We start from the raw sequence: 23527 nt of genomic DNA, 5'->3' as shown, positions 1-23527 counted from the left end.
GGCCTCCGGTCAGGGCGTGGCAATAATCGGTTTGTAGGGAGCGACCAGATAAAAACGCTGGTCAGGCAAGTCAACGGTGACCACGTGCGCCCCGCTCAGGCCTAATCGTCGGCCGGGGCCGAAGCTCAGGCGCGGGGTCAGGCCGGTGTCGAAGTCGTGCAGGCCTTCGAGCGCCGCCACCAGTTTTTCGCGGCTGGCGTCGCGGCCGGCCTGCTTCATGCCTTCGCTGAACAACAGCATCGAGGCGTAGGCGCCGACTTGCAGCACCGCGTGCTGGGCGCCGAGGCCTTGATGCTCGCGCAACAGCGTCAGTGCCATGCGCCCGGCCTGGGTCCAGTCGCTGGGCACGAACGGATACGCCAGAAACACCCGCCGGGAAAAACCCTCCGGCACTTGCAGCAGATCCCCCGCCACCTGGCTCGATGCGGCAAACAGGTACGGCACCTGCCCGGCGTTCTGCAACCCGGTCGCCAGCCGACTGAAACCACCACCGCTGCCCAAGTAAAACACCGAGCGCGAGCCCAGCGGCAAGCTGTCCGCCGTCGGGTCGTAGGCCTGCAAATGGACTTTTTGCCAGCCGTGATCCTGCAAGTAGCGGCCGAGGGTCTGCGCCGCCAGCACTTGCGCCGGGTCATCGGGATAGGCAATCAGTGTCGGCCCTTGCAGCACTCGCAGGCTGGCGGTGGCGTAGTCGGCCAGCGCGATCAGTTGCTCGCGCAGCCCCGGCAGCGGTTCGAAAATCTGCGGGCTGGCCTGCACCGGGCCGAGCAACGACATGGCCCCGATAAGCGGCACGCCTGACTGTTCCAGACGCGGCGCCAGTTCGCTGTCCAGCGCCGGGGCCAGCGGTGCGATCAGGGCGAAGACTTTCTCTTCCTCGATCAGCCGTTGCAGGGCCTGTTCGGCGCTGGCGCGATCCGGGCCGGGATCGGCCACGGTCAGGCGCAACTGCCGACCGTGAATGCCGCCGGCCTGATTGATCCGTGCAACGCTGCCGTTGAGCACCGCCGCGATGGTGGCGCCCTCCTCGGCCAGCGGCCCTTGGCTGGGCAGCAAGGTGCCCAGGTGCAAGGTCTGGTCATCGAGCCCCGGATCGCGGTCATCGGCCAGGCGTTTGAGGTACGCCGTGAGGTTGCGTTGATCCTTCATCGACAGCAGGAAGCGCGGCATGCTCGGGTCGAGGCGATTGTTGCCGGGGTCGCGGCCCTGCTGGATCACCCGCGCCAGACTGCTGTCGGTGTAGGCCGGGTAGTTGCGGCCATTAATCTGTTGCTGGCCGTGAATGCTGGTCAACCGCGACCAGTTGAGCTCCGGCGGACGCACCCCGCCTTCGGGCCGGCCCAGGCCATCGGCGCCGTGGCAGTTGGCGCACGGCAGGCTGGTGGCCGGCAGCAACACGTCCGCCGCGCCGACCCGCGCCATGATCGGCTCGCCGCTGGCAGACAGGCCTTCGCGGTACAGGCGCTTGCCGGCGCTTTCTTCATCGGTCAGCGGCAGCGCGGCCGCGCCGAGGCTGACGCCAGCGAGCAGGATCAGGGCGAGGACGCGGCCGAAGTTCATGGCGCGGACTCAGCGGCCGGCCACGGGCATTGTCAGCAGCTGCAAGCGCTGGGCAATGGCGGCGGCCGGGGCGTCGGGACGGATTTTGCTCCAGCGTTTGTTGGCCACATCGCCGACGATCAACTGGGTCGAGTGCTGCTCGGGCGTCGGCACGATCTGGCCGATGCGTCCCAGCACCAGGTCCATCTGCGCCTTGTCGCCGGTAAGGAAAAGCCAGTGAGGGTCATCGGCACCCTGCTTCAAGGTGTAAGCCTTGAGCACCGCCGGCGTGTCGCGCAGCGGATCACTGGTAAGGGATATGAAGGTGATGCCATCGGCCTTGTCGCCCAGCAGCTCGCGGACTTCCTTGAGCTTGCGGGTGATCAGCGGGCAGGCGTCATTGCAACTGGTGAAGATCACGTTGAGCAGCACCACGCGGTTGTGCAGCGCATCGCTGTAGAAACGCTGGACGTCGCCGTGCTGGTCGAGCAACGGGGTGTCGGTGAACCAGGTTTTCGCGTCGTGGGTGCCTTTGGCCGGCGCCGCAGCAGCGCTGGCCGTTGCCGGCGCGGGTTGTTCGTGGCCTTCGTGAGCCAGGGCCATGGCGCTGAAAATCCAGAAACAAACCGTCAGGGTGATCCAGTCCAGGGTTCTCATGGTTGTTGCTCCATGGCAATCGCGGTGTGTTTGGCGTGGGTGCGCAGGCCGCTGAGTTTCTCGACCTCTTTGGCCAGCAGTGCCGGGTCGGTGAAGCCGTAATAGCGCGTCCAGTGGCGGCTGTTGCCGTCACCGACGAGGATCAGTGGCTGGTGATTCTTGAAGTCGCCGCTGAAACTGCCGAGGCCCTTGAGGGTGGCGGTGATCGATTGCGGCGAACCGGTGAGCCAGCTCCAGCCCGGGCCTTTCTGGAAGGTGCGGGCGTAATCCTGCAAGCGTTTCGGGTCGTCGCGCTGCGGGTCGATGCTGATCGACACCAGTTGCACTTCCGCACCGACCCGGGCACCGAGCTGTTTCTGCACCTTGCCCATGATCGACGAGACCACCGGGCACACCGTCGTGCAACTGGTGTAGATGAAACTCATGACCACGATCTTGTTGTGCACCAGATCCTGCTCCAGGTGCACGGTCTTGCCGTTCTGGTCGAGCAGCGGCACGTCGGCGAACTTGACCTGGGCGTGCTCCTGGCTGTTGGCGGCCGGTGCGGTGTGCCCGGCATGCTCGTCCGCCGAGTGGGCGCTGGCCTGCTGGATACCGACGGCCAACAGGCACAGGGTCAGCAGGCCACGGGATGCAAATCGGTTCATGGTCTTTTCCTCGTCACTGAGTCTGGCCGGGCAGCACCCGGACACTGGCAAATGTCTTGTCGTCGAAACCGGCGCCCAGCGAGGCCGCGCGCACATGCAGATACCAGGCGCCGCTGCGGTCGAGGGTCACCGGCGCTTCGTACACACCGTCGGCGACTTCCCGTGCGGCCACTTCGCGGGGGCGCGAGGTCGGCGCAAGGAAATAGCGCAACTGCACATCGGTCACGCCGCTGCGCTGGATCTTCTGTTTGCCCTGGACGATGCGAAAACGCACCACGTAGGGGTCGTTGAGGGCCACGGCAGTCTTGTCCAGCAGGAACTCGACCTTTGCCGCGCCCAGGTGTTTTTCCGGCGCGCCGTCGGACGCCACCTGAGCGGTGAAGCAATGAATGATGTTCGGCTGGTTGAGCAGGAACGCCACGTCGAAGCGCCCCGCCGCCGGCAGTTTCACCCGGGCGCTGTAGAGCCCCGGCGAGACCTCGCGCAGGCTGCGGTCGATCACCAGCGCGGCGCGGGCGATCTGCCCCCGGTTGGGGTAACCGGACATCGGCGCGTTCATGCCTTCGGCGTAGAAATAGGTGGTGTTGTCCACCGGGTTGACCACGAACACCGCGTTGTCATCGCGCGATACCGCGAGGCTCGACGCCAGCGGCAGATCCCCGGCCAACCGTGGCGGCTGCGGCCCGGCCTCGAAACCTTGAGTAATCGGCTGACGTCCTTCGCCCAGCGAAGACAGGTTGATCATGGTGACTTTCGGCGAGGCCAGTCCGCGCACATAGGCATACGCCTGGGTGAACACCACTTGATAGGGTTCGGCCGAGACTTCCAGATCATGGATCGCCGAATCGTTGGCTGCGTCGATGACCGTGGCGCGGTTTTCCACCGTGTTCAGCACCACGCCAAAACGGCCGTCGGCGCTGAAGCCCATCGGGCCGAGGCCCTGTTGCAGCTTGATCACCCGGCGTACGGCGCGGCTGTTGCTGTCGATCACGGTGACGGTGCCGTCCTTGCCATCGGCCACGTACACCGCGCCGGACAGCGGCGAATACGCCACCGACAACGGGCTGGAACCGGTCTTGACCTGTTGCAGCAGGCTCAGGCTGGCGATGTCGATAACGCTAAGGGTGCCGTCGTCGCGGTTGCTGACGAAGGCGAAACGGCTGTCCTTGCTGAAGGTGATTTCGTGGTGGCCGCGACCGGTCGCCAGGTACTTCAGCGGTTTGAGGCTTTGGGTGTCGATCACCGTGACCCCGGACTCTTCAGCCTTGCTCGCGTTGTTGCCGACCCACAGCAGGCGCTCGTCCGGTTGCAGCGCGACCCGCACCGGTTGGCTGCCGGCGGCCACCGAGTCGATGACCTTGAATTGCTCGCTGTCGATCACCGCCACTTCCCCCGCGGTCGGCATCGACACGAAGACCTTTTTGTTGTCCTTGGGCGTGACCCAGTCCATCGGCGATTGCTTGAGTTCGATCCGCGCCAGGGTGCTGGTGATGCCGCCGACCGACACCGATGGATCGACCACCGAAACGCTGGCATCGCGGTTCATCACCAGCAGGAAATAGCTGTTGAGGTCGAGCAGCGGCCGCGCGCCGATGTTGGATTTGAGGAACGTGCCGACCCGCGACTTGCAGCTCTGGTCGCGGCCCTGGGCCTGGTCGGCGGCAAGGGCTTGCGGATCGATCCACGCCCCCGGTGCCACACCGGACAACGGCTGGCCGGACGCGCCGTCGGTGACGCGAAACTGCACGTCGGCGAACTCGCCTTCACGCAACTGGCCGTCGCTGGCCAGCGGCTTCAGATCGAAGGCGATCGACACACCGTCGCGGGTCAGCACCTGCTCCGCACTGGTTTGCGCCAGGGCAATCTCGCTCAGCGTGAGCAGCGCGCCGGCCATCGCCAGCAGGCAGACGCCGATGATGTTGATGATCCTGTTCATACATCTCTCCCCTACAAACCTTTCCCCACCTGTGGGAGCGGGTTCACCGGTTCCCACAGGTCGCGCATTGGCACCTACTGAGCAGGCGGCGACGGCTCCGGCTCATTGGTCACCCGCAGCAATCCCCACAGCCCCGAGGTGTTGCCATAGGCGGCGTAATCGCGGAACAGGTAGTCCCCCGGTATCGCGTTGCTACCCCCGGCGCTCGGGATCATGAAGCTGAAGTGCGCCGCCGGCAGGATGCTTTCGTGAGCGCCGATGTACATCGACATCGGGTTGTAGCCGAAGCGCACCGAACCCACGCCCGGCGCACCCATTGGATAGCCGCCGGTGTCGCTCTTCTCGGCCTGGAACGGGTTGAGCGACCAGACGTGTCCGTCGAGCTGGAACGTAGTGCCACGGCTGCCGCCGCTCGGCATCAGGATGTGCGTACGGAACGGCTGACCCGGTTTGGCATACAGCACCGGCGTCTGCGGATCGCCCCCCACCAGCGCATTGCTGTAGGCCATGTGCGCGTTGGTCATGTCGCCGTAACCCGCGCCATCGGCACGACCGAACGGCGCATCCGGGGCGAGGCCGAAGCGATACCACAGCGGTTCGGTCTTGTAGTTGATGGCCATGCTCGAGTTGTCCTGCGGATCGGTCGGCACGCCGAAGCCCTCGGCAGCGATGCCTTCGACCGGCCGGCCATTGGCCCAGCGGGTGTTCAGCGCCTTGTGCCAGACCATCGCGAAGTCGCGGTAGGTCGTCTGCCCCGGTGCGGTGACCGTGGCATTGACCTTGCGCGCATCGTCGACCCAGGTCGCGCCGATCGGCAGGATGCTCATCGCACCACCCAGGCCTTTTTGCGGCTGCTTGATCACATCCGCCGGGGTGAAGTTCAGGCCACCGAACTCCACGGCCGTGGCGTTGATGTTGTCGACACTGCGGCCCAGTTGCGTGACCGGTTTGCCTTCACGCTCCAGGTGCCCGGCGTAGTACTGATAGGTACGGGTCGGGTAGGCGCCGCTGCTGCCCACCCGTGGTGGCACGGTCTGGGTCGGGTTGGCGCCGACGTTGGTGCCGTCGGATTTGGTGATGTCGTAGGCCAGCAGTTGGGCGTGCAGCCCCACGTGGCTGGACGGCCGCATCAGGTTGTTGCTGAAGGTGGTCGAGCCGAGGCCGCTGTTGCGGTCGCGCTTGACCATGCCTTGCATCACTGCGGTCTGGGTCAGGTCCGGCATCACGCTCGGCAGACGGTTTTCCAGGGTGATGTTGATGCAGTCCCCGGCCGCTGCGCGCAGCACCAGCGGTTCGACCGGAATGCCGGGCTTGAGCTTGCCACTGACCGGATCGAGGTCGGATTTGCGCACGTACAGGATCGCCGTCGGATCATGCAGCGGCCCGCTCTGGCCACCGATGGTGATGGTCTCGCCGTCCTCAGGATCGGTCACCGTGACTTGCGGGATGCTCACCGTGCGCGAGTTCAGCACCAGGGTGCCGCCCGCCGGATTCAGCGGCCCGCCGACATGCTGACCGAGCCCGGCCGAATCGCCGATGCTCAGGCCCAGCGGATTGCCGAGGATGTCGTTGGCCAGCGCCGCCACCACTTCATAGTTGCGCTGCACCGTCGGCCGGGTGCCGATGCCGTTGGGGTTGGCGCTGATCCGTGGGCAACTGCCTTCGAACGCCACGGTGTTGCGCATGCCGGCCGGACTCGGGTTGTTCGGGATGGCGAACAGGTCATTGCGTTTGGCCGTGTAGTTGCGCATCACGCCCCAGATCCCGCTCCAGTAGCCTTCGATCGAAGCGTCCATCGAGTACAGATAGTCACCGGTGGTCGCCGCAGAGCTGGACAGCATCGACACAGGTGCGATGAAGCCCATCTGTTCGGAGATGCCGATCATCTGCGAGGCGCGCCAGCCAGAGTTGGAGCTGTTGCCGAAACCGGAACCGCTCTGCAGCCATTTCACGCCGTGCAGGGTGACGTTGTGCTCTTCCTCGTGGCCGCCGGCATGCACCCGCAGACGCACGTTGTCGCCGGTGTAGGTGCGCAGCATCGGGGTGAACGGATCGCCCGGCTCGCTGCCGCCCTTGTTGATGTGCGGCGGGAACAGCGTGGTGCCGCCGGTCGGGCCGGTGGCGGCCGTCACCAGGTTCGGTGCCAGGTTCATCGCCGGGATCGCGCGGTCGGTGCGGCTTTGCATGGCGTACGCCAGATCGCCGCCGAGGCCGTCGGCCTGCATGCCGCGCTTGCCGTCCGGGCCGACCTTGTTCGGGTCGTAGACCCGCAGGGCCAGCGGCTCGTTGCGATAGTTGACGACGAACATGCCCGGATCATCCACGGAGATCGCTTGCGGGCAAGGCCGGCTCGGGCAGCCCGGCACCTGACCGCCCTGCACTTCCAGCACGCCTTCGAGCAGGGTGCTGGCGTTGTTGCGCACCGGCGGGTTGATCGCGTAGCGGAAGCTGTCGGCGGTGGCCGGGAACGCTTGCGGATTCGGCACGCCGTTGGGGCCGGCGCCCACGTACACACCGGCTTCATAGGCGTGCTGGAAGTCGCTGTATTCGAGGAAGAACTCACGGAAGCTGTCGTTCTTGCCGTCGCCGTCGAGGTCGCCGGTGTTGATCACCGCCTGCCATGAAGTCGGGCCGCCGTCCTGGCGCGCGCCGCTGTACAGAGGCTCGCCGGTTTCGGCGTGGAACCAGGTGGAACCGGCCGGTTCCGCCAGCACCGTGGCATACAGGCCGATCTGCTGGTGAGTCGATGGGCCGAGGTGGTCGTGGGTGAAAATGGTGCCGAGCCCACGATCCACGCCCTTGGCGTTGACCACCGGGTCGACGAACCAGCGTTGCATGGCCGTGCGCGCGCCCATCCAGTCACTGCGCCCGAATTGGCCGAAGAACGGATGCGCCTTGGCTTTCGGGCACGCCTGAGTGCCGTCGCGCGGGTCGGTGCCTGCGCACTGGTTGAATTCACGGATCGCGTGAATGCGTTCCTGAACGGCACCCGGAGAGAGCACGCCGTCCTCGTAGTTCCAGCCGTTGGAGGAACCGTCGGCGGCCGTCAGGTCCCATTTCGGCAGGTGAATGTGCTGGCCGATCACGTCGGTCGGCGTGCGCACCTGATAGTCATCCATCTCGTAGGTGGCGGGTACCAGGTTGGTTTGCTGGTATTGCACGCAGTCGAAGGTGTTCATGCGCATCACCAGAGGCTCTGGCGGACGCTGCTTGGTGATCACCGGCCAGGCGTCTTCCCACAGCGCCAGAATCCGGGCTTGCGGGAAGTGATAACCGACTTTGTTGTAGACCGCATCGAACTGAATGTTGGCGGCTTTGTAGATGCGCGGGCGGTCGGCGGTAAAGGTCGAGGCGCCGACGAAGGACATGCCGTCCAGCCGGTCGCCGCTGGCGAATTCACCGGTGCCGGCGCTGCTGGTCAGGCGTTTTTGCCGGTCGTCCATGCACGGTTCGTAGTACGGCGCGCCGGCAATCGGCAAGGCGCCGTTGGTGCGGAAGGCCTTCGCCACGATCTGGTTGCCGGGCAGCAAGGCAAAGCTTGGGTGATCCTTTTTCGCGTGGAACGCCATCGCGGCCTGTTCCACTTCAGTGCCCTCTTCGGGCAGGTAAATCGGTTTGGCGCGGGTGACTTCCTTGGAGAAGTCCAACGAAGTGGTCACGGTGTGCGCCTCGCCTCCCGCCGATACCCCGTCGAGGGTATGACGCTGCAAGCCGCCGTCCCAGCCGCCGGACTGATTCGGGTCGAGGTTGGCCCACAGCGCTTTGCCGCTGGCTTTCAACGATTGCGCGGTGGCGGCGTCGAGCATGTCCAGCGGTGGGGTTGGTGGACGCTGACCCACCGAACTTTCCATGCCGCCGATCCAGAACGGATAGCCAGGGTTTTTCAGGCTGCCGTCGGCGTTGCGGTTGGCTTCGCTGCGATCGACCAGTGCCAGGGAGCCAATGGCTTGCGATCCGCCGTTACCGCCGTGGTGTTCGCCGTCGTCATCGCCCTCTTCTTCCTCATCATCGTCATCGTGGCCGGCGACCAGGGTTTCGCCGATTTTCGGCACCACCACCACTTTGCCCGGCATCGGGGCCATGGCTTTGCCGGGCAGCGGCACGACGGCAGGAATCGGCGTGCCGGCGATGATCTCGCCATCCGGCAGGGCGCGGGCACCGGCGGCCGGTTTACCGCTGCGCAGTGCGTAAGGTTCGCTGTGATAACCATCGGCACCCTGTTGCGAGACTTCCAGCCGGGTGCCTTCTTCGAACACATCGTGCACCCGCCACATGGACCACATGCCCTGGGCGAAATGCGGGTAGAAGTGGCAGTGATAGATCGCATCGCCAGCCACCCGGTTGCGGTTGCCGGAGCCGCCGTTGGCGATTTCGTAGGTATAGCCGGCGCCTGGGCCGATGCCTTGGGCATCGACGTAATCGGAGTTGTCGTCGTTGGGGTTGAACAGCCACTGATGGCCGTGCAGGTGGAAGATGTGCTGCTCGTGGCCGTTATGGGTGTTGCGGAATTTGACGAAGTCACCGATGTAGCTGTGGTTGACGTTCGACGGCTCCGACGGATACAGGGCCATGGTGGCCTTGACGCCGACCTGATCGGCGCTCGGTGTCTGGCCGGGGGCGATGTTCTCAAGCCCGGTGTTGGCCGGCACGTCCACCAGCATCGCCACGTCACCGACAGTGTGCGAGCTGAGGAAGAATTCTTCGTAGGCGCACGACAGGCAATCGTGCATCGGCCCCACGCCGAGGCGATTGGCGACCACTTCGGCACCCATGCCGCCGGAACCGTAGTTGATCATGAACGAGTCGCGGGTCGGCTCCAGCACATGAGCCATGACCGGGTCGGCCCAGTAGGCGGGGAATGCCTGGGTGGCAGCGGTTTCGTCCTGGAACTGCGAGGCGAAATCACGAAACGGCTCGAGGCGGTTGGGGATCGCCGGGTTGCGTTTGCCCACCGATTCCAGCGGATAGGTACTGTTCGCAAAACTGCCATCGGCGTTGCTGCCCATGACGATTGCATCGCTTTCGCTGGAGATGATTTCGTTGCCGTCGACCATGCTGATGATCGGCGTGCCGGCCTTGCCTTCACGCAACCACGGTTCACGCTGCGGGTAGCGGGCCTGGTAATCGACGATGGGGTGACCGGCCGGTGTGCGGCCGGTGGTCGCCAGACGCATTTCTTCTTCGGTGAGGGTGTTGCGATAGGTGCGTCCCGATTTCGGCACCACCACGACCTGGCCGAACAGGCCATTGGCGACGTTGCCGGCCGCGCCCTCCCCGCCGAATGTCGCACCACGGCTGCTGACGGCAAACGCCCCTTCGCGCTCGGCGTACAGCACATACGAACGGCTCGCACCCGGCGGCACCAGGGTGTTGGCGTTGCGCCCGGTGTAAGAGGAAATGTCGTCGATGCTGTTCACCGCTTGCAGTCCGTTGACCTGGAAACCGACATGGCGGTCGGCGACCTGCTCGTCGACCTTGAAGTCTTCCGCACCGCCGGCGTTCTCGATGCCCTCTTCGCCTTCTTCTTCGCCTTCAGGCCCTTCGAAGTGCTTGTTGGGGTTGGCCTGGTAATCGAGCAGGTTCTGCAGATTGATCGTCAGGCAATCACCGGCGGCCACCCGCAGCACCAATGGCCGTGGACGCTTGTCCGCACGCAGCGACACTTTGCCCGGCACCGCGCTGCCGCCGTAGGCCAGCGAGACGTCATGGTCATCGACCACGTCGCGGCGCAGCGCGAACATCATCCCGTTTACGTTCTGTGCACCGAGGCGGTTGAACATCAGCGGTTGATCGAAGGCGACCACATTGGCCACCAGATTGCGCTCGCAGCGCACGGCGGCGCTGGCCAGTTCGACGCTGAGCATCGAAGCCAGCAACAGCAGCCAGTTCAACAGGGACGGTGCGTGGTGAATGCCAACCATGATCGGAAACCTCGTAGTGGGTGCTCACAGGGAACGATTCTCGATAAACCCCTTGGAGCAATCCGCGTGCCACAAAAAATTGCTTTCCATCTCAACCAGTTACACAAACCACTTGAGAATCCGGGGGATATTCCCCACCCGATTCCCCACTTTTTCCGGGGCCATCGGTTTGCCCCGATAGTGGGGAAAACCGGGTCCGGACCTACAAAGGCGCGTCAACCGCCAGCCCCTGCAAACGCCGGTACTGACGCAGCACGCTCGGGACATAACGCTGGGTTTCGGCGAACGGCGGAATCACCCGGCCCCGGCTGAGCACCGCGTCGGGCCCGGCGTTGTAAGCGGCCACGGCCAGCGCGATGTCGTTGTCGAACATCGTCATCAGGCGCTTGAGGTATTTGGCCCCGCCCTGGATGTTGGCCTTGGGGTCGTAGACGTCTGTCACGCCCATGTCCCGCGCGGTGCCGGGCATCAGCTGCATCAGCCCGCCGGCACCCTTGGACGAGGTGGCGCCGGGGTTGTAATTGGATTCGGACTTGATCACCGCATGCAGCAAGGCTTCGGGCAGCTGATTGGCGGTGGCGGCGGCTGACACCAGCTCGGCGTAGGGCTGGTTGGCGATCAATTGCGGTTGCCGGTCAAGGCTGACCAACGGCGCATCGGCTTCGCGGATCACCCGCTCGTAAGTGCGTCCGGGACGGTGGACGTTGGACAGCACATAGCTGCCCTTGGCGTCCACGGATACGAAGACATCGGCTTGCGCGACACCGACCGACAGCACGCAGCCGAGCAGTCCTGCAGTGAATGAATGGATCATTGGGCCTCCCCTGACAGGCCCCGAAAAATTGGGGGAAATGCCCCACTGACCCGTCGTCAATCAGCCGTACGCAAGCACTGTGCCGACTCTTGAAAAGCCCGTAATACAAGGGCTTCAGCCCGACAGCCGAATTTATCGGGGGCTGAGCATGGCAATTGCATAAGCCCTTTCGGCGACACGGCTGCCACTCACGGGAGGTCATCATGAAGCTGCATTTTCGTCCGCGTGCCCAACGCGGTTTCACCCTGCTCGAATTGCTCGTGGTGCTGGTGGTGCTCGGCCTGTTGGCCGGGATCGTCGCGCCCAAATATTTCGCCCAGCTGGGGCGCTCCGAAGTGAAGGTCGCCAAGGCGCAGATCGAAGGCCTGAGCAAGGCACTGGATCTGTACCGGCTGGAAGTCGGCCACTACCCGTCCACTGAACAGGGCTTGCAGGCGCTGGTGACCGCACCGAGCGACGAAGCCAAATGGACCGGCCCGTACTTGCAGAAAAAACTGCCGCAGGATCCGTGGGGGCGTAACTACACCTACCGCTATCCCGGCGAAAACAGCGAGTACGACCTGCTCTCGATGGGCAAGGACGGCCAGCCAGGCGGCGAAGGCGAAAACGCCGAAGTCACCAACTGGCAATAAGCGGAGCACACGGCATGCGATTTCAACTCAAAGCAGTGGGCAAGGCCGGGGTGGTGTCGCTGAGTGTCGAGGCACCGGGTCAGAGCGAAGCGCGGCGCATCGCCGAGGATCAGGGCTTGCGCGTGGTCAGCCTGCACGCCGAGAGGCACTGGCGTTCGTTGCGCCTGAGCAAGCGTGAAACCTTCAACCTGGTGCTGTTCAGCCAGGAACTGACCACCCTGCTCAACGCCGGCCTGCCGCTGATCGATGCGCTGGAAAGCCTCGCCGAAAAAGAAACCGCCCCCGCCGCCCGCAAAACCTTGAGTGAGCTGGTGCGGCTGCTGTACGAGGGCAAATCGTTCTCCCAGGCACTGGGCCAGTTGTCGGCGGTTTTCCCGCCCTTGTACGTTGCGCTGGTACAGTCCAGCGAGAAGACCGGCGCGGTCGGCGATGCGCTGGGCCGTTACGTGAGCTATCGCCAGCGCATGGACGAGGTGCGGCAGAAGATCGTCAGCGCCTCGATCTACCCGCTTTTGTTGTTGGTGGTCGGCGGTGGCGTGGTGCTGTTTTTGATGGGCTACGTAGTGCCGCGCTTCAGCCTGGTGTTCGAAGGGCTGGGCTCGAACCTGCCGTGGCTGTCGCAGATCCTGATGAGCAGCGGCATGTTTCTTCACGCCCATCAGGGTGAGTTTTTCGGCCTGTTGGCGACGATCATCATCGCCCTCGCCGTGCTGCAGAAACAACCGGCGTTTCGCCGTGGGCTGGATCGGCTGGTGGAGAAACTGCCCGCCGTGCACCAGCGGATTTTCATGTATGAGCTGGCGCGGTTTTACCGGTCACTGGGGATTCTGCTGCAAGGCGGGATTCCGCTGGTGACGGCCATGGGCATGGTGCGCGGCCTGCTCACGGTAGCCTCGCGAGCCCGCCTGGATCAGGCCTGCGAGCGGGTGCGCGAGGGGCAGTCGTTGTCCACCGCGTTGGAGCTCAACCGTCTGGTGACGCCCGTGTCCCTGCGCCTGCTGCGCGCCGGCGAACAGTCCGGCAACCTGGGACAAATGATGGAACGCAGCGCCGATTTCTACGACGAGGAAATCAGCCGCTGGATCGAGTGGTTCGTGCGTCTGTTCGAACCACTGCTCATGACCTTCATCGGCCTGTTGATCGGGGTGATCGTGATCCTGATGTACATCCCGATCTTCGAACTGGCTTCGAGTATCCACTGACCTCGGGAACGGGTCGGATCACACGCAAACAAGGCACATCCACGTTCCCAATCAAGACAACAAAGACGGAGAACGATATGCACATTCAAAAGCTCGTGCTCGCAATGGCCATCGGCGCAGTCCTGTCGGCGTCTACCGTACTGATTCCGGACAGCCTGTCCGGGGTGTCGAGTGTTCAGGCCAAGGATGGGGGAAGTGGCGGCGGCGGCGGCGGTGGCGGTAGCGGCGGCGGTGGAAACGGTGGTGGCGGAGGCGGTAACGGCGGGGGTGGTAGCGGAGGTGGTGGCGGCGGCAATGGAGGTGGCGGCAGCGGAGGTGGCGGCAGCGGAGGCGGTGGTGGCGGTAATGGAGGTGGCGGTGGCAGCGGTGGCAATGGCGGTGGTCATGGCGGCAGCGGCAGTGGCGGCAACAGTGGCAGTGGCGGCGGTGGCAACAGTGGCCACAGCGGCAGTGACCACGGCTCGGGCCATTCCGGCAACACGGCATCATCGGGCCGCAGCGGCACGCATTCTGAACCCGGCGACGACCATGGTGTTCATCGGTCCGGAGAGGTTGGCGATGACCATGGCGTACACCGCGCTGGTGAAATCGGTGATGACCATGGCGTACATCGTGCCGGCGAAATCGGTGATGACCGAGGTCTGCATGCGGCGGGCGAACCCGGTGATGATCGCGGTGTTCACGTCGGTGGCGAGCCTGGCGATGACAAGCGCGCCAACTGATTCAGCCTGAAATACATTCCCCCTGTGGGAGCTAGCCTGCTAGCTCCCACAATGTTTTTCCGCGGCTACACAATCGCATGTGCCTTATCCAGCCGCTCCCGCAAAAACTCGATCAACGCCTGCACCGGCCGCGATGCCTGACGATGCTGCGGGTACACCGCCGACAGCGTCAGCGGTTCCGGCCGAAACTCGTCCAGCACCGGCACCAGCCGCCCATCCTTCAGCGCCGCGCCGACAATGAACGTCGGCAGATAGGTAATCCCCATCCCCGCCACCGCCGCATCCCGCAGCAACTCACCGTTGTTGACGCGCATCCGCCCGGTGACATTCACCAGCAGCGGCTTGCCCTGCCCCGCGTTGAACCGCCACTGCACCGAACGCCCGTGGCCGTAAGGCAGGCAGTCGTGACCGAGCAGATCCTCCGGTTTGACCGGCGTGCCGCGTTCGGCCAGATACGCAGGGCTGGCGCAATACACCCGTTCGATTGACGCAATGCGTCGGGCGATCAGGGTCGAATCTTCCAGCACACCAATGCGCAGCGCCAGGTCGTAGCCCTCACCCAGCAGATCCACCGGCCGATCACTCAGGTCTACTTCCACCATGACCTCGCGATAACGCTGCAGAAACGGCGGCAGCAAGCAGCCCAGATGCGCCAACGCAAACGACAACGGCGCACTCACGCGAATCGCCCCGCGCGGCTCGGCGGTCTGCCCGGCGATACCCTGCTCCACCGATTCCACTTCGCCAAGCAAGCGCAGCGCCGATTCGTAATAGCTCTGGCCCAGCGGCGTCACGTCCAGACGCCGGGTCGAGCGGTTGAGCAGACGCACGCCGAGGCGTTCCTCCAGTTGCATCAACCGACGGCTGACGAACTGCTTGGACAGGCCCAACTGATCGGCCGCCGCCGTGAAGCTGCCGGAGTCCATCACCTGGCAAAAAATACGCATGTCTTCGAACGGGTTCATTGTCACTCTCTGGTTGACAGTTAAACGCTTTATAGCCGCTTTTTCACTTTCCGGCACCTCATTAATCTGTGCTCACGGTGTTGCTGAGGCCTGAAGCCCAGCGCCACAGCAGCCCGATCCCAAGGCATACAAAAACTCAAACGACTTAAAAAGGATTTGCACATGAACATCAAGAAAACCCTCGCCGCTTCCCTCCTCGCCCTGTCCATCGGCAACGCCTTCGCCGCCGAAAGCACTGGCGTTGAACACAATACTCAGGCTTTCCTCGACGCCCTCGCCGCTGGCGGTGGCAAGCCGCTTGAGCAACTGAGCCCGAAAGACGCCCGTGCGGTGCTGACCGGCGCCCAGGCTTCGGTGAAGGTTGACCTGTCCGGTGTTGAAGTCAGCGACAAGACAATCAAGGTCGACGGCCAGACGATCAACCTGAAAGTGGTGCGTCCGGCCAAGGTCAAGGGTGAGCTGCCGGTGTTCATGTTCTTCCACGGTGGCGGCTGGGTGCTGGGTGACTTTCCGACGCACCAACGCTTGATTCGTGATCTGGTAGTGGGTTCTGGCGCGGTCGCGGTGTACGTCGATTACACGCCGTCGCCGGAAGCGCAATACCCGACTGCGATCAATCAGGCTTACGCCGCGACGAAATGGGTCGCCGAGCACGGCAAGGAGATTGGTGTCGACGGCAAGCGCCTGGCGGTGGCAGGCAACAGCGTCGGCGGCAACATGGCGGCGGTCGTGGCGTTGATGGCCAAGGAACAGAAAACCCCGGCCCTGCGCTTTCAGTTGCTGATGTGGCCGGTGACCAACGCCGGGTTCGATAACGGCTCGTACCAGCAATTTGCCGAGGGCCATTTCCTGACCAAGGGCATGATGCAGTGGTTCTGGGACAACTACACCACCAACCCGGCCGAGCGTGCGCAGATCCATGCCTCGCCGCTCAACGCCAGCGCCGAACAGCTCAAGGGCCTGCCCGCCGCGCTGGTGCAGACCGCCGAGTTCGACGTGCTGCGTGACGAAGGCGAAGGCTACGCCCGCCACCTCGACGCGGCCGGTGTACCGGTGACCTCGGTGCGCTACAACGGGATGATTCACGACTTCGGCCTGCTCAACCCGCTGAACGGGATTCCAGAAGTGAAAGCCGCCGTGCGCCAGGCTGCGGCAGAACTCAAGACCCATCTGAACTGAGTGCAACCCCTCGCCACACCTTCGGGTGTGGCGTTTTCTTTTGTGCCCGCCGGAGTTCTTTCCATGAGCCTTTTTTCCGCCCACCTGCTGTCCTGGAGCGCCCTGCTGCTGGTGCTCGACACCTTGCTCTGGCATCTCGTGCCGTTCAAGCATCGCGCGCAACGGGTCAGTGTGCGACTGGTGTTGTTTCTGGGCTTCAACGCACTGGTCATCAACGCCGGTGTCAGCCCCTTGCAGGCGCCGTTGTTCGCCGATGATCCGGTGGCGCAACTCGGGGCGACGGCGCTGGGGATTCTCTGGTGGCTGTACGCCGCACGGGTGCTGACCGAGGTCATCGGCCTGATCCTGATGCGCCGCATCGGCCACAGCGGCCGGTTGTTGCAGGACGTGATCGGGGCGCTGGTGTTTCTGGCGGCCATCGTCGCGGCGGCCGGTTATGTGCTGGATCTGCCGGTCAAAGGCTTGCTGGCGACCTCCGGCGTGGTGGCGATCGTCATCGGTCTCGCGCTGCAAAGCACCTTGGCCGACGTGTTTTCCGGCATCGTGCTCAACACCACCAAGCCGTATCAGGTGGATGATCTGGTGGTCATCGACGGCGTCGAGGGCAAGGTGCTCGACATCAACTGGCGCGCCACGCACCTGCTGACCAGCACCGGCACCCTGGCCGTGGTGCCGAACTCGGTGGCCGCCAAGGCCAAGATCGTCAACCTCAGCCGCCCGAACAACCTGCACGGCGTGTCGATCAGCATCAAGGTGCCGAACCACATCCGCCCGCGCCGGGTACTCGACGCCCTCGACCGCACGCTGCAAGGCAGCAGCAGTCTGTTGCTGTCGCCTGCGCCGAAAGCGGTGCTGAAAGAGGCCGGTGAAGAAATGTCGGAATACGTGGCCAGCGGTTTCATCGCTGAACTGGGCAAGAAGAGCGACGTGCGCAATCAACTGTTCGACCTCGCCCACCGCCACCTCGAAGCCGCCGGCATTTCGCGGCACCCGGACGGCGTGATCGAACCTTCGACCCGCGCCCGGGCCTTGCTCGATGAAGTGAAAATCTTCCGCTCGCTGAGCCATGAAGAACGCGATCGCCTCGCCGAATCGATGGTCGCGCAGCAGTACACCGCCGGGCAGGTGGTGCTCAATCTGGAGGAAGTCCCGGACAGCCTGTTCGTGATCGCCACCGGCGTGGTCAGCGCCAGCGTGCCGGACGGTAACGGCTTCACCGAGGCCGGGCGCATGGGGCCGAGTGAGGTCATGGGTGAGCAGAGCATTCTGGCGGATACGCCTTCGCAGGCGACGTTTACCGCACTGACGTCGTCGATCATTTATCGCCTCGACAAGAACCTGACTCGCCAGTGCATGGAACAGCGCAGTGAAGTGGGCCGGGCGTTGAATAAATTGCAGGCGGTACGGCAGCAGAACAGTCGGTTGGCGTTGATGGCGAAGCCTGTGCCGGTTCGCAAGGGTGGGTTTTTGGGGTGGCTTCAAAAGCGATAATTCACCGGTCTTTCAATCTTCTTTAACTTCGAAATCCAACCCCCTCACCCCAGCCCTCTCCCCCAGGGGGGCGAGGGGGAAAGGGAGCCGATCTCCATGAAGTTCAGGTCCTGAGTTCGACTCGATTTTTCAGGTCGATGTACCTCGAAAGAACACCTCGGTCAGCTCCCTCTCCCTCCGGGAGAGGGCTGGGGTGAGGGCCGGCTCTCAAACTGAAATACACACTCATCAACACCGCAAAAAAAAATGCCCGCTCTTCAGCGGGCATTTTGTTCAGCCAATCACTTGGCAGTGAACTTGGTATAGCTGTTGATCAGGTTGCGATAGTTAGGCAAACGATTCGACAGCAGATTCGCCAACCCTTCCATGTCATTGCGCCAGTCACCCTGCAGCTCGCAAGCCACAGCAAACCAGTTCAACAGGTGCGCGCCGGCAGCCGACATCCGCGCCCAAGCCGCCTGCTGCACGGTGGTGTTGAAAGTGCCGGAAGCGTCAGTCACCACGAACACTTCAAAACCTTCAGCGATGGCCGACAGGGTCGGGAACGCCACGCACACGTCCGTCACCACACCGGCGATGATCAGTTGCTTGCGGCCGGTGGCCTTGATGGCCTTGACGAAATCTTCGTTGTCCCAGGCGTTGATCTGGCCAGGGCGGGCAATGAACGGCGCGTCCGGGAATTGCTCTTTCAGCTCAGGCACGATCGGGCCGTTCGGGCCGCTGTCGAAGCTGGTGGTGAGGATGGTCGGCAGGTTGAAGAACTTGGCGATGTCGCCCAGTGCCAGCACGTTGTTCTTGAACTCGTTCGGCGAGAAATCCTGTACCAGCGAGATCAGACCGGTCTGGTGGTCGACCAACAGCACAACGGCATCGTCTTTGTTCAAGCGGCTGTAAGGAACGTTGCTCATGTGAAACTCCTCGGGGATGGGTGATGCGGTAAGCGCCGGCCATGCAGACCGGCGCCGTTTACGGGATCAGAACGCGAAGCAGGAGCAACCGAACGCGCCCCAGAAACCGGCGAAGTCGCTGACCGGCGCATTCGACATCCGCGCTTTTTCATGGCTGTGGGTATGCACCGCGCACGGGCCGCTGCACTGGTGAACCTGGGCCTGCAAGGGCGAATTCGGGCGCCAGTGGCCCGGGACTTTCACCACTGGCGACCAGTCCGGCAGCACCGGCAGTGAACGCGGGCCGAGGTCTTCGAAATCGCCGGCGGAATAAACGATTTTGCCGCCGACCACGGTCAGCACCGACTCGATCCACTTGATCGCTTCTTCCTCGACATGGAAGAAGTCCGCGCTCAGCGCTGCCAGGTCCGCCAATTGCCCGACCTTGATCTGGCCCTTCTTGCCCTGCTCGGACGAGAACCAGGCGCTGCCGTGGGTGAACAGTTCCAGCGCGGTGGTGCGTGGCAAACCTTCTTCGTACAGCGCCAGACCGCCAACGGTGCGACCGCTGACCATCCAGTACAGCGACGTCCACGGGTTGTAGCTGGACACCCGCGTGGCATCGGTGCCCGCGCCGACCGGCACGCCTTCGGCGAGCATGCGTTTGATCGGTGGCGTGGCTTCGGCGGCTTGCTTGCCGTAGCGATCAACGAAGTATTCGCCCTGGAACGCCATGCGATCCTGAATCGCGATGCCGCCGCCCAGCGCTTTCACCCGCTCGATGTTCTGCGGGGTGATGGTTTCGGCGTGGTCGAAAAACCACGGCAAACCGTTGAACGGAATGTCGCGGTTGACCTTCTCGAACACGTCCAGCATGCGGCTGATCGATTCGTTGTAGGTGGCATGCAGACGGAACGGCCAGCGCTGCTCGACCAGGTGGCGCACCACCGGTTCCAGTTCCTGTTCCATGGTCTGCGGCAGGTCCGGGCGCGGTTCGAGGAAGTCTTCGAAGTCGGCTGCCGAGAACACCAGCATCTCGCCGGCGCCGTTGTGGCGCAGGAAGTCATCGCCCTGATGCAACTTGACGCTGCCGGTCCAGTTCTGGAAATCGGTCAGTTCTTCTTTCGGCTTCTGGGTGAACAGGTTGTAGGCGATGCGCACGGTCAACTGGTCGTCTTTGGCCAGTTGTTCGATCACCTGATAATCGTCCGGGTAGTTCTGGAAACCACCGCCGGCATCGATGGCGCTGGTCAGGCCGAGGCGATTGAGTTCGCGCATGAACTGGCGGGTCGAGTTGACCTGATATTCCAGCGGCAGCTTCGGCCCCTTGGCCAGCGTCGAGTACAGAATCATCGCGTTCGGCCGCGCCACCAGCATGCCGGTCGGGTTGCCGTTGGCATCGCGCACGATCTCGCCGCCCGGCGGGTTTGGCGTGTCGCGGGTGTAGCCGGCGACGCGCAATGCGGCGCGGTTTAGCAACGCACGGTCGTAGAGGTGCAGGATGAACACCGGGGTGTCCGGCGCCGCCTGGTTGATTTCTTCGAGGGTCGGCATGCGTTTTTCGGCGAACTGGAATTCGTTCCAGCCACCGACCACGCGTACCCATTGCGGGGTCGGCGTGCGGTCGGCCTGATCCTTGAGCATGCGCAGCGCATCGGCCAGCGACGGCACGCCTTCCCAGCGCAGTTCGAGGTTGTAGTTCAAGCCGCCACGGATCAGGTGCAAGTGCGAGTCGTTGAGGCCGGGAATCACGCAGCGGCCCTTGAGGTCGACCACTTGCGTACCGGCGCCGCGCAGGGCCATGGCTTGCGTATCGTTGCCGACGACAACAAAGCGGCCGTCCTTGATCGCCACGGCACTGGCGAGGGGTTTTTCGCGGTCTACCGTATGAAATTGGCCATTGAACAGAATCAGATCGGCGTTCATCGCAGTTCCTTCGAGATAAGTGAAACGGAGCGAAACCCGCCGGCTCAGCGCGGCGGGTTGGCGTTGGATTCGGGGTGTTTGGGTGACTGACCGGCTTCCAGCCAGGGCGCGAACAGACGGGTCACGGGTGGCATGAACACGTAGACCACCGACACCACGATGGTCAGGGTGATCAGGAACGTGGCGACCACGTAGTTGGAGAGAAAGGCATTGAGTTGCAGCAGCGGCCCCCAGATCAGCGGCACCAACAAGGTGTGCGGCAGGATCACCAGCAGCGTCACCACAGCCTGCTTCCAGCGCGGTGGCGGTGAACCGGCCTCGGCCGTCGGCGTGAACCAGAATTCGTTGGCCGCATTGACTTCAGTCTGGTCGCCGTCGGCGAGCATCGGCGCCGCTTCATCGATCAGCTTCTGACGCTGCGGCGAATCGAGCCAGCGCTGCATCGCTTCGGTCGAGCAATAACGCAGCACGCAGGTGAACAGCGCGAGCCCGCCCTGCTGGCTGCGCATCACGTCCACCCCCAGATGCCCTTCTTCGCGCCCCGCCACGCTGACGATATTGCGCAGCCACGCTTCGTAGGGCGCTTCAAAACCGGCCTTGACCCGGTGCTTGACGATCAGCGTCACGGTTTCTTCGGGTCCCGGTTTTTTCAGGGTCTGGGCATCAGGCATAACGGAGTACTCCGGGCAAACGAACATTGAGCGCCATCCGTCCCGGCCCGGCGATCAGAACAGTGGTGAAGAGGATCAACAGCAACCAGCCGAACTGCCCTTCGGCCACACTCCATTGCGGATGCACAAGCAGCAGCGCCACCAGCAGCACAAAGAGAATAGGCAAGCACGCCAGACGCGCCAGCACCCCGGCGACGATCAGTAACGGGCAGAGGACTTCGGCGAAGATCGCCAGAATCAAAGTGAGGTGGGCACCGAGGTGGAACGGGTCTTCGATCAGTTGCAGCTGCGCGGTGAAGTCCAGCAGCTTGGGCAAGCCGTGGACGAACAGCAGAAACAACCCGCCGGTCACCCGCAGGAACAGCAGGCCGAGGTTTTGCGCCTGGTCATTGCGTTGTACAGCGTTCATGGGCCCACCCTTGATCAATCATTGCAGGGAATAGTGCAATGATTGATCGGGGGGAAATTGGATGGGTGTGCTCTCTTTGCTCTTGATCGCCCGCTCTACCGAATCGTGTACTGACGCAGGACAAAAGCCTGAGCCGTTGACGAATTCGCGACGGTGTCCAGATTGACTCTGAAACGCAGGGTCAACGTGCTGCCGGGGCGCAGATCCTTCAAGTAACTGAACAAGACAATGACGCTGTAACCGCTATTGAAGACCCAGCTCTGGTTGACGCTGACGTTACCCGTCCACATCGCGAGATTGTGGGGGGCGCCGTTAATGTCTTCGCCCTCCAGATCCAGCCAGAGTGCCTGCAATCTAGCGATGAGCGGCCATACACCAAAGCGCAAGGTTGCGCCGCCCTGCACGCTGGCCAGGAACAGGTCCGACGTACCATTGGCCTCGAGGAAGACGGGGGGAATGAATCGGTCCGCCGGGATCATCCCCACATTCAGGTGTATAGGTCCCAAAGGCACTGGCTGAGCCGTGCCGCGATCATATTCGGCGCTGACCGTTACCCGCTTGCCGAGGCTGAACGCCACGAGCGTAAGCGGCAAAGGGATTCTCCTGGGACGCGTGGGGCCGGCCGTGAGGGTATTGGTGGTGTGTGAGCCCGCCGCCGGGGTCCCCGGCGCAGCAGTCCAGCGAACTCGGATCCGGTCGTTGGGCTGCATGTCGTAATCCACGACAGCCGTCAGACTGGTCAGTACCGCCAGCGGATCAACATTGGCATTATCGGGCGCCTCGGCAATCGTCACTTCCAGGTTTTGAACAACGACATTGATTCGCCTCGGACTGGACGTTCCCCCGCTGCCATCCGCCAAACGGACCGTGAACGAATGCAGGCCTCCGGTCAGTGCATCTGCTACATATGTCCAAACACCCGTTCCGCCTTGGACCGTGGCGAGACGGGTTTGCCCATCGAACACATCAATTGCACCGAAGCCTTTACCGCTCAGGGTGACGCGGGTGTAGCGGGTGTCTGCGCCATCGGCGACTTCACCCTCGGCATCAGTGACCGATGATATGTCGGGCGTATTGGTTGCAACTGTCTGGACAATGTAGTTCCGATGGGCAAATGCCTGGGCATCGGATCGATCCGGACTGTTTTGCAGCCCGGCCCAAAAACGCAACGTCAGCACGCTGCCATTTTTCAGGCCTTGCAGCGGTGCGGCAGGGACCTTTTGTTCGTAATATCCGAGACTGAATTGAGTACCGACTACATCCTCCGGCGCTTGCCAATACCAGGTCTCCCAGACATTGCCGTCGGCCTTCACACCTGTGAGCTGGAGCCAGAAGAACTGTTCGCGTCTGCTCAGCAGCCATGACCGGATACGCAAAGTAACCTCAGTCCGATCGCCCACATCCAGGTGAGTGCCCTCACCTTCGTCGCTTGCCTCTTTGATCACCGGCAGGGGCAGATCAAGTTGGTTGATGAGCGGTATGTAAAGCGGCAAAGGCTGTGATTCCACTGGCGGTTCGGTGCCACGGTAAAGCGTGTAAAAGACGATGACAGTCAGACCGAGATTGAATGCCACCAGTATGTTGTCAATGTGGGTCGTGAAAGGGCGTTTAAATCCGCCGATCGGTATGCGCGGCGACGTATAGGAACCGGAACCTGGAGTTCCAGCCACCGTGATCGTAATAAAGTCCCCTGGCAACCAAGAAAAGTCGATTGTTACCGTCAGGTTGTACCGGGCGGCCGCTGGCACCAGGAAACCCTTCGAACTTTCTTTAATTGCCAGTGGCGGCAGAGCGTCACGGGTGAGCGCAGGAATCGGCGTGTCCATATTCACTTCCCTTGATAGCTGGCCGTTTCGGCATTGGCCCATCAAACACGGGAAGGCGAGCACGCACCACTGTCAGAACTAACAGGTAGCGGGTTGATTCGGA

17 protein-coding genes are annotated in these 23527 nt (G+C 63.2%); 5 read left to right on the top strand and 12 right to left on the bottom strand.

Going from position 1 to position 23527, the window contains the following annotated elements; all coding sequences use genetic code 11:
- Positions 1 to 9: 9 nt before the first annotated feature.
- The 6 genes from M5G18_RS12025 to M5G18_RS12000 all read right to left on the bottom strand — a co-directional run bounded on the left by M5G18_RS12025 (position 10) and on the right by M5G18_RS12000 (position 11514).
- Positions 10 to 1560: an ABC transporter substrate-binding protein gene (locus tag M5G18_RS12025; protein WP_273899806.1), complete on the bottom strand. Its 1551-nt coding sequence runs from the start codon at positions 1558 to 1560 to the stop codon at positions 10 to 12.
- 9 nt (positions 1561 to 1569) lie between these two features.
- Positions 1570 to 2196, bottom strand: coding sequence for an SCO family protein (locus M5G18_RS12020; RefSeq protein WP_273899807.1), 627 nt, complete (start codon positions 2194 to 2196; stop codon positions 1570 to 1572).
- Complete coding sequence (locus M5G18_RS12015; protein WP_007956112.1) at positions 2193 to 2843, bottom strand: SCO family protein; 651 nt, start codon at positions 2841 to 2843, stop codon at positions 2193 to 2195. Before M5G18_RS12015 ends, M5G18_RS12020 begins: the two co-directional genes overlap by 4 nt.
- Positions 2844 to 2856: 13 nt before the next feature.
- Complete coding sequence (locus M5G18_RS12010) at positions 2857 to 4779, bottom strand: YncE family protein (RefSeq protein ID WP_273899809.1); 1923 nt, start codon at positions 4777 to 4779, stop codon at positions 2857 to 2859.
- A 74-nt stretch (positions 4780 to 4853) separates the two neighbouring features.
- On the bottom strand, positions 4854 to 10700 hold the full coding sequence (mnxG, locus tag M5G18_RS12005; RefSeq protein WP_273899810.1) for a manganese-oxidizing multicopper oxidase MnxG: 5847 nt from the start codon (positions 10698 to 10700) through the stop codon (positions 4854 to 4856).
- Between the two features lie 202 nt (positions 10701 to 10902).
- Positions 10903 to 11514: a lytic transglycosylase domain-containing protein gene (locus tag M5G18_RS12000; RefSeq protein WP_273899811.1), complete on the bottom strand. Its 612-nt coding sequence runs from the start codon at positions 11512 to 11514 to the stop codon at positions 10903 to 10905.
- 203 nt (positions 11515 to 11717) lie between these two features.
- On the opposite strand from M5G18_RS12000, the gene gspG reads away from it, so the two are divergent.
- From gspG to M5G18_RS11985, 3 genes are all read left to right on the top strand, one after another.
- Positions 11718 to 12146 (top strand): type II secretion system major pseudopilin GspG, encoded by a 429-nt coding sequence (gene gspG, locus M5G18_RS11995; RefSeq protein WP_007956107.1) that lies wholly within the window; start codon positions 11718 to 11720, stop codon positions 12144 to 12146.
- Between the two features lie 14 nt (positions 12147 to 12160).
- On the top strand, positions 12161 to 13348 hold the full coding sequence (locus M5G18_RS11990) for a type II secretion system F family protein (protein WP_273899812.1): 1188 nt from the start codon (positions 12161 to 12163) through the stop codon (positions 13346 to 13348).
- A gap of 77 nt (positions 13349 to 13425) precedes the next feature.
- Positions 13426 to 14070, top strand: coding sequence for a hypothetical protein (locus tag M5G18_RS11985; protein ID WP_273899813.1), 645 nt, complete (start codon positions 13426 to 13428; stop codon positions 14068 to 14070).
- Positions 14071 to 14135: 65 nt separating this feature from the next.
- On the opposite strand, the gene M5G18_RS11980 is transcribed toward M5G18_RS11985, so the two are convergent.
- A complete protein-coding gene (locus M5G18_RS11980; protein WP_273899814.1) occupies positions 14136 to 15035 on the bottom strand; it encodes a LysR family transcriptional regulator in 900 nt (299 codons plus the stop codon).
- Between the two features lie 162 nt (positions 15036 to 15197).
- Here M5G18_RS11980 and M5G18_RS11975 point away from each other — a divergent pair, with 162 nt between their 5' ends.
- Together M5G18_RS11975 and M5G18_RS11970 are read left to right on the top strand one after the other, a co-directional pair.
- Positions 15198 to 16214: an alpha/beta hydrolase gene (locus M5G18_RS11975; protein WP_273899816.1), complete on the top strand. Its 1017-nt coding sequence runs from the start codon at positions 15198 to 15200 to the stop codon at positions 16212 to 16214.
- Between the two features lie 63 nt (positions 16215 to 16277).
- A complete protein-coding gene (locus M5G18_RS11970; protein WP_273899817.1) occupies positions 16278 to 17705 on the top strand; it encodes a mechanosensitive ion channel family protein in 1428 nt (475 codons plus the stop codon).
- A 281-nt stretch (positions 17706 to 17986) separates the two neighbouring features.
- Here the strand turns inward: M5G18_RS11970 and ycaC are convergent, their stop codons facing one another.
- From ycaC to M5G18_RS11945, 5 genes are all read right to left on the bottom strand, one after another.
- Positions 17987 to 18613 carry an isochorismate family cysteine hydrolase YcaC gene (gene ycaC, locus M5G18_RS11965; RefSeq protein ID WP_273899819.1) on the bottom strand — a complete coding sequence of 209 codons (627 nt, stop codon included), beginning with the start codon at positions 18611 to 18613 and terminating at the stop codon, positions 17987 to 17989.
- A 66-nt stretch (positions 18614 to 18679) separates the two neighbouring features.
- Complete coding sequence (locus tag M5G18_RS11960; RefSeq protein WP_179695666.1) at positions 18680 to 20518, bottom strand: amidohydrolase; 1839 nt, start codon at positions 20516 to 20518, stop codon at positions 18680 to 18682.
- 44 nt (positions 20519 to 20562) lie between these two features.
- The gene (locus M5G18_RS11955; RefSeq protein ID WP_273899820.1) at positions 20563 to 21189 is read right to left on the bottom strand and encodes an antibiotic biosynthesis monooxygenase; all 627 of its coding nucleotides are present in this window, start codon (positions 21187 to 21189) and stop codon (positions 20563 to 20565) included.
- Positions 21182 to 21598, bottom strand: coding sequence for a DoxX family protein (locus M5G18_RS11950; RefSeq protein WP_273899821.1), 417 nt, complete (start codon positions 21596 to 21598; stop codon positions 21182 to 21184). The genes M5G18_RS11955 and M5G18_RS11950 overlap by 8 nt, the downstream gene beginning before the upstream one ends.
- Positions 21599 to 21693: 95 nt before the next feature.
- Positions 21694 to 23424: a hypothetical protein gene (locus M5G18_RS11945; RefSeq protein ID WP_273899822.1), complete on the bottom strand. Its 1731-nt coding sequence runs from the start codon at positions 23422 to 23424 to the stop codon at positions 21694 to 21696.
- Positions 23425 to 23527 lie beyond the last annotated feature (103 nt).

This window comes from Pseudomonas aphyarum, assembly GCF_028657055.1.
Taxonomy (GTDB): domain Bacteria; phylum Pseudomonadota; class Gammaproteobacteria; order Pseudomonadales; family Pseudomonadaceae; genus Aquipseudomonas; species Aquipseudomonas aphyarum.
This window is presented reverse-complemented; position numbering and strand designations above follow the sequence as displayed.